The sequence below is a fragment of the Methylobacterium sp. WL6 genome, assembly GCF_008040095.1.
GTDB lineage: Bacteria > Pseudomonadota > Alphaproteobacteria > Rhizobiales > Beijerinckiaceae > Methylobacterium.
The window spans coordinates 1-6,052 of sequence record NZ_VRVH01000272.1 but is presented as its reverse complement, the minus strand read 5'-3'; the positions used below and the strand labels follow the sequence as shown (position 1 = coordinate 6,052).

Genomic DNA, 6,052 nt, shown 5'->3' with positions numbered 1-6,052 from the left:
GCCGCGGCGGGCGGTGAGGATCGTCGGCGGGGATTGGCGCGGCCGGCGCCTCGCCACCCCGCGCTCCGACGCGATCCGCCCGACCTCGGACCGCCTGCGGGAGGCGTTGTTCAACGTTCTGGCCCACGCCTACGACGACGCGGTGCCGGGCGCCCGCATCCTCGACCTGTTCGCCGGCACCGGCGCGCTGAGCTTCGAGGCGCTGTCCCGCGGCGCGGCCTACGCGCTGCTGGTCGACGAGGGGGCGGAGGCGCGCGGCGTCATCCGCGAGAACATCGAGCAGTTCGGCGCCGAGGGGCGCACCCGCCTGTTCCGGCGGGACGCGACCAAGCTCGGCCCCTCGGGCACCACCGGTCGCTTCTCCCTGGTGTTCTGCGATCCGCCCTACGGCCGCGACCTGGCGCCCGCAGCGCTGACGGCGGCCGCGCAGGGCGGCTGGCTGACGCCCGACGCCCTGGTGGTGATCGAGGAATCCGCCGACGCGGTCGTCGCTCTGCCGGCGGGGTTCACGGACCTGGAACGGCGGATCTACGGCGACACGGCGGTCACGCTGGCGCGCTTCACGGGCTGAGTTGCCCAAGGCGAGAAAGGCCGTTCCTTGACCCCCCTGCCCCTCGTCCTCCTCACCAACCCGATCCACCCCGACGCGGTCGCGATGCTAGCGCCCCATGCCCGCGTCGTCGTCGCCCCCGACACGGCGGCGTCCTCCCTGCGGGCGCTCGCCCCCGACGCCGCCGGGATGATCGTGCGCGCGCAGCTGCCCAACGACATCCTCGACCACGCGCCGAAGCTTCGCGGCATCGTCCGCCACGGCGTCGGGCTGGACTTCGTGCCGCTGGCGGCCGCCACTGCCCGCGGGATCCCGGTGGCGAACCTGCCCGGCAGCAACACCGGGGCGGTGGCCGAGTACGTCTTCTCCGCCCTCCTCGCCCTGCGGCGGCGGCTCGCCGAGGTCGATGCCGGCCTGCGCCGGGACGGCTGGCTCGCGGCCAAGACCCGCGCCAACGACCTCGCCGAGATCGGCGGCACCACGCTCGGCATCCTCGGGATGGGCGAGATCGGCCGCCGCGTCGCGGGAATCGCCCGCCACGGCTTCGGCCTGCGCGTGCTCGGGGCGTCGCGGACCGCATCGGACCATGGCGGGCTCGTCGAGCCGGTGGACGTCGCGACGCTGTTCTCGGGCAGCGACGCGGTGGTGATCGCCTGCCCGCTCACCGACGCCACGCGCGGGCTGGTCGACGCCGCGCTGATCGGGCGGATGCGCCCGGGTGCGGTGCTGATCAACGTCGCCCGCGGGCCGATCGTCGTGACCGACGCGGTGGTGGCGGCGCTGAACGCCGGCCGGCTCGGCGGCGCGGCGCTCGACGTGTTCGAGCATCAGCCGCTGGCGCCCGACCATCCGCTCCACGCCTGCCCGAACCTGCTGCTGACGCCGCACGTCGCCGGAACCACCGCCACGAGCCTGCGCGCGATGGGCCTCGGGGCGGTGGAGGAGATGCTCAGGATCCTGTCCGGCGAGCGGCCGCGGAACCTCGTGAACCCGGCCGCGCTGGAACGCTGACGGCTGGCGGTGCGCGCGCGGAGGCGGGCGCACACGGCGCTTGGGAGCCGTGACATCGCGCGGGTCCCTTCTCCCATGGGGGAGAAGGACAGGATGAGGGGCGTGAGCCTCCGGAGAGGTCACGCCTCTCACTTCAATCCTCTCCCCATGGGAGAGGGAGCCGGGCGGCCCCCGATCCGAAACCGAGCCGCCGAGTGTGTGAACCTGGATCGGAGCGAGGAACGGCACGATGAGTAAGGGTCTGCGAAAGGGTCTCACCAGCTACGGCGATGCCGGGTTCTCGCTGTTCCTGCGCAAGGCCTTCATCAAGGCGGCGGGCTATTCCGACGACGCCCTCGACCGGCCGATCGTCGGCATCACCAACACGGCCAGCGACTTCAATCCATGCCACGGCAACGTGCCGGCGCTGATCGAGGCGGCCAAGCGCGGTGTCATGCTCGCCGGCGCGATGCCGATGGTGTTCCCCACCATCTCGATCCACGAGAGCTTCGCGCACCCGACCTCGATGTTCCTGCGCAACCTGATGGCGATGGAGACCGAGGAGATGATCCGCGCCCAGCCGATGGACGCGGTGATCGTCATCGGCGGCTGCGACAAGACGCTTCCGGCTCAGATCATGGCCGCGGCCAGCGCCGACCTGCCGACGGTGGTGATCCCGACCGGGCCGATGGTGGTGGGCCACCACAAGGGCGAGGTTTTGGGCGCCTGCACCGATTGCCGCCGGCTCTGGAGCGCGCACCGCGCCGGCCAGCTCGACGAGGCCGAGATCGCCGCCGTCGAGGGCCGGCTCGCGCCCTCCGTCGGCACCTGCATGGTGATGGGCACGGCCAGCACCATGGCCTGCATCGCCGAGGCGCTCGGCCTGTCGCTGCCGATGTCGGCGACGATCCCCGCGCCGCACGCCGAGCGCATCCGGCTCGCCGAGGCCAGCGGCCGGCGCGCCGCCGAGATGGCGGTCTCGGGCGGTCCCCGCCCGAGCGAGCTCCTGACGCCGGACGCGTTCCGCAACGCGCAGGTGGTGCTCCAGGCGATCGGCGGCTCGACCAACGGGCTGATCCACCTCACCGCCATCGCCAACCGCACGCCGCACGGAATCGACCTCGACGCCTTCGACCGGCTCGGCCGTGCGGTGCCGGTGCTGGTCGACCTGAAGCCGTCCGGCGACCACTACATGGAGCATTTCCACCATGCCGGCGGCGTTCCGAAGCTGATGGCGCAGCTCGGGGACCTGATCGACCTCGACGCCGGGACGGTGGCCGGCGGGACGCTCCGCGACGTGGCCGCGGCGGCCGAGGACGTCCCGGGCCAGACGGTGATCCGGTCGCGGGACAACCCGATCAAGCCGCTGGGCGCGATGGCGGTCCTGCGCGGCAACCTCGCGCCGCGGGGCGCCGTGATCAAGCACAGCGCCGCGAGCCCGGCGCTGCTCCAGCACGAGGGCCGCGCGGTGGTGTTCGCCTCGATCCCCGACATGACCGCGCGGATCGACGACCCCGACCTCGACGTCGGCCCCGACGACGTGTTCGTCCTGCAGAACGCGGGCCCCAAGGGCGCGCCCGGCATGCCCGAGGCCGGCTACCTGCCGATCCCGAAGAAGATCCTCGCCGCTGGGGTGAAGGACATGGTCCGCATCTCCGATGCGCGGATGAGCGGCACCGCCTTCGGCACGATCGTGCTGCACGTCACCCCGGAATCGGCCGACGGCGGCCCGCTCGGGCTCGTCCGCACCGGCGACCGCATCCGCCTCGACACGGCGGCCCGTCGCATCGACCTCCTGGTGGACGACGCCGAGCTGGAGCGGCGCCGGTCCGAGGCGGGTCCGGCCGAGCGCCCGGCCTGGGCCGCCCGCGGCTACGCGCGCCTGCTCTACGAGACGGTCGAGCAGGCCGACGCGGGCTGCGACTTCGGTTTCATGCGCGCGTCGCCGGAGACCGGCTGAACGCCGCGACCGGCGTCAGCGTCCCGCCCCGGGCAGGACGACCTCCGCGCGCAGGCCCCCTTGCGGCAGGTTGTGCAGCCGGATCTCGCCGCCATGCGCGCGGATCGCCGAGCGCGCGATGGCGAGCCCGAGGCCGGTGCCGCCGGTCTCGTCGCTGCGCGAATCGTCGAGCCGGGCGAAGGGCTCGAACATCGCCTCGACCCGGTCGGCAGGGATGCCCGGCCCGTCGTCCTCGACCCGGATGCGCACGTCCGCGCCGTCGCGATCGAGCGCGAGGCGCGCGCGTCGCCCGTAGCGGACCGCATTCTCGACGAGGTTGTCGAGCGCCCGCCTCAGGGCGTCGGGCCGGCCGGCGAAGGGAAGGGCTTCTGGGGCGGACAGGGTGACGTCGCGGCCGAGCGCGGCGTGGTCCGAGGCCAGCGTGCGGGCGAGCTCGGCGAGGTCGAGGGGCCCGCTCGCCTGCGAGGCGGCGTCGTCGCGGGCGAAGGACAGCGTCGCCTCCACCATCCGCTTCATGTCGCCCAGCGTCCGCACCATGCCGGCGCGGAGGTCCTCGTCCTCCACCATCTCCGCGCGCAGCCACAGCGAGGCGATCGGCGTGCGCAGGTCGTGGCTGACGGCGGCGAGCATCCGGGTGCGATCGTCGACGTAGGCCCGGAGCCGTGCCTGCATCCGGTTGAAGGCGATCGTCATCGTCCGCAGTTCCGCGGGGCCCGATTCCGGCAACGGCGCGACCATCGTGCCGCGCCCGGCCTCCTCGGCGGCCTGCGCCAGGGCTGTCACCGGCCCGACCACCCCGCGCAGCCCGAGACCGACCACGGCGAGCACGGCGACGACGCTGGCGGCGATCTGGAACAGGCCGATCCGCATCCAGGGCGGCGTCGGCAGCGCGACCGGCGCCTCGCCGTTGAGCCAGCGCCCGTCGGCGAGGTGCACCGAGACCTGGAGCGCCTCCGGCTTGGCCCGGCGTCCCTCGGCCGGCGGGTCGTCGGCGACGTCGGCGACGTCGCGCCTGACCGAGTCGCGCTTGACCAGGAGCAGGCGCGCCTCGGTCGCATCCGCCTGCAGGCGGCGGTCGAGGCCGTGCGCCAGCCGGGCCTCGTCGGCGTCCATCGCCCCGTCGGGGACGAGGCTCGCCGGGCCGATCGAGAAGTGGTGCCTGGGCGAGTTGAAGGCCGCGATGGTTCCTGGGACCGCGTCCGCCGGCACCGTGTCGAGCAGGCGGACGAGGATGGCGATGCGGTCGATCACCTGGGTGCGGCCGGCGGCGCGCCCGACGCGGGTCGCCTCGCTCGCGAACATCGCGAAGGCCGCGGCCTGCGCGGCCACCACCGCCAGCACCAGGAGCAGCGCCAGCCGCCAGACGAGCGAGCGCGGCACGAGGCGGCTCACCGGACCTCCCGCACGTCGGTGGCGAAGACGTAGCCGCCGCCCCACACCGTCTTGAGCAGCTCGGGATGGGCGGGATCGCGCTCGAGCTTGCGCCGAAGCCGGCTGACCTGGTTGTCGATGCTGCGGTCGAAGGCCTGGGCGGTGCGGCCGCTCGTCAGGTCGAGGAGCTGGTCGCGCGACAGCACCACCCGCGGGCGCCGCACCAGCGCGGCGAGCAGGCGGAACTCCGCGGTGCTGAGCACGACCGCCTCACCCGCCCCGTCGACGAGCTCGCGCCGGTCGCTATCCAGGATCCAGCGGTCGAAGGCGAGGCGCCGCGCGCCGGGTTCGGCGCGCTCGCGCGGCAGGGCGGCGGCCCGGCGCAGCAGGTTCTTCACCCGGGCGAGCAGCTCCCGCGGGTCGAACGGCTTGGTCACGTAGTCGTCCGCGCCGATCTCCAGCCCGACGATGCGGTCGGTCTGCTCGGCCATCGCGGTCAGCAGGATCACCGGCGTGTCGTGCACCTCGCGGATGTGGCGACAGAGCGAGAGCCCGTCCTCGCCGGGCATCATCACGTCGAGGACGACGAGGTCGATGGCGCTGGTGCCGAGGATCGCCCGCGCCGCCGCGGCGTCGGCCGCCACGCTCACCCGCAGGTCGTGCCGGCGCAGGTAGGCGGCCAGCGGATCGCGGATGTCGCGGTGGTCGTCGACGACCAGCAGGTGGGCAGCGTCCATGTCGTCGAGCCTTCGTCGTCGGGCCTTCCGCCGGCCGATCCTAGCGGCCGGGCCGGCCGGACCGCGCGGAAACAACGTCGCAAGATGTAACCGCCCGCCGGGCCTGCGACAGCTCGGCAAGAAAGTTTTCGAACCTGGGATCGTTGCGCGACAGGCGGGCGCGAAGGTCCGATCCAGGCCGCCGGTTCGGCGCGCCGCGAGGGATCGAAGCGATGACCACGGATGCGGTCCTTGCACTCAACCGGTTCGGGATCGGCGCACGGCCGGGCGAGACCGCCCGCATCGCCGGCGATCCCCGCGGATGGCTCGCCGCGCAGCTGTCCCAGCCCGCGGCGGCCCTGATCGACGATCCCGCGCTCCTGCCGTCCGATGCGGCGGCTCGCAGCCTCGCGCAGGCCCGGAACGCCAAGCGGGACCGGGCGGCGGCCGAACCCGCTTCGATGC

The 6,052-nt window shown here is 73.9% G+C and carries 5 protein-coding genes and 1 pseudogene; 4 read left to right on the top strand and 2 right to left on the bottom strand.

Annotated features, from left to right (window positions below):
* Positions 1-13: 13 nt before the first annotated feature.
* The 3 genes from rsmD (at position 14) to FV230_RS23170 (ending at position 3,500) form a co-directional block, all read left to right on the top strand.
* Positions 14-571 carry a 16S rRNA (guanine(966)-N(2))-methyltransferase RsmD gene (gene rsmD / locus FV230_RS23180; protein WP_147844076.1) on the top strand — a complete coding sequence of 186 codons (558 nt, stop codon included), beginning with the start codon at positions 14-16 and terminating at the stop codon, positions 569-571.
* Between the two features lie 27 nt (positions 572-598).
* On the top strand, positions 599-1,561 hold the full coding sequence (locus tag FV230_RS23175) for an NAD(P)-dependent oxidoreductase (protein ID WP_147844075.1): 963 nt from the start codon (positions 599-601) through the stop codon (positions 1,559-1,561).
* A 229-nt stretch (positions 1,562-1,790) separates the two neighbouring features.
* On the top strand, positions 1,791-3,500 hold the full coding sequence (locus FV230_RS23170; RefSeq protein ID WP_147844074.1) for an IlvD/Edd family dehydratase: 1,710 nt from the start codon (positions 1,791-1,793) through the stop codon (positions 3,498-3,500).
* A 15-nt stretch (positions 3,501-3,515) separates the two neighbouring features.
* On the opposite strand, the gene FV230_RS23165 is transcribed toward FV230_RS23170, so the two are convergent.
* Both FV230_RS23165 and FV230_RS23160 read right to left on the bottom strand, forming a co-directional pair.
* Complete coding sequence (locus FV230_RS23165) at positions 3,516-4,892, bottom strand: ATP-binding protein (RefSeq protein WP_147729470.1); 1,377 nt, start codon at positions 4,890-4,892, stop codon at positions 3,516-3,518.
* Positions 4,889-5,608, bottom strand: a complete 720-nt coding sequence (locus FV230_RS23160; protein WP_147844073.1) for a response regulator — start codon at positions 5,606-5,608, stop codon at positions 4,889-4,891. Before FV230_RS23160 ends, FV230_RS23165 begins: the two co-directional genes overlap by 4 nt.
* A 212-nt stretch (positions 5,609-5,820) precedes the next feature.
* Here FV230_RS23160 and FV230_RS23155 point away from each other — a divergent pair.
* Positions 5,821-6,052, top strand: a pseudogene (locus FV230_RS23155) (hypothetical protein); the annotation flags it as partial.

What these genes read in the sequence shown, in the direction of transcription:
- FV230_RS23170 (WP_147844074.1), top strand. Translation starts at nt 1,791, where the DNA reads ATGAGTAAGGGTCTGCGAAAGGGTCTCACCAGCTACGGCGATGCCGGG.
- FV230_RS23160 (WP_147844073.1), bottom strand. Translation starts at nt 5,608, where the DNA reads ATGGACGCTGCCCACCTGCTGGTCGTCGACGACCACCGCGACATCCGC.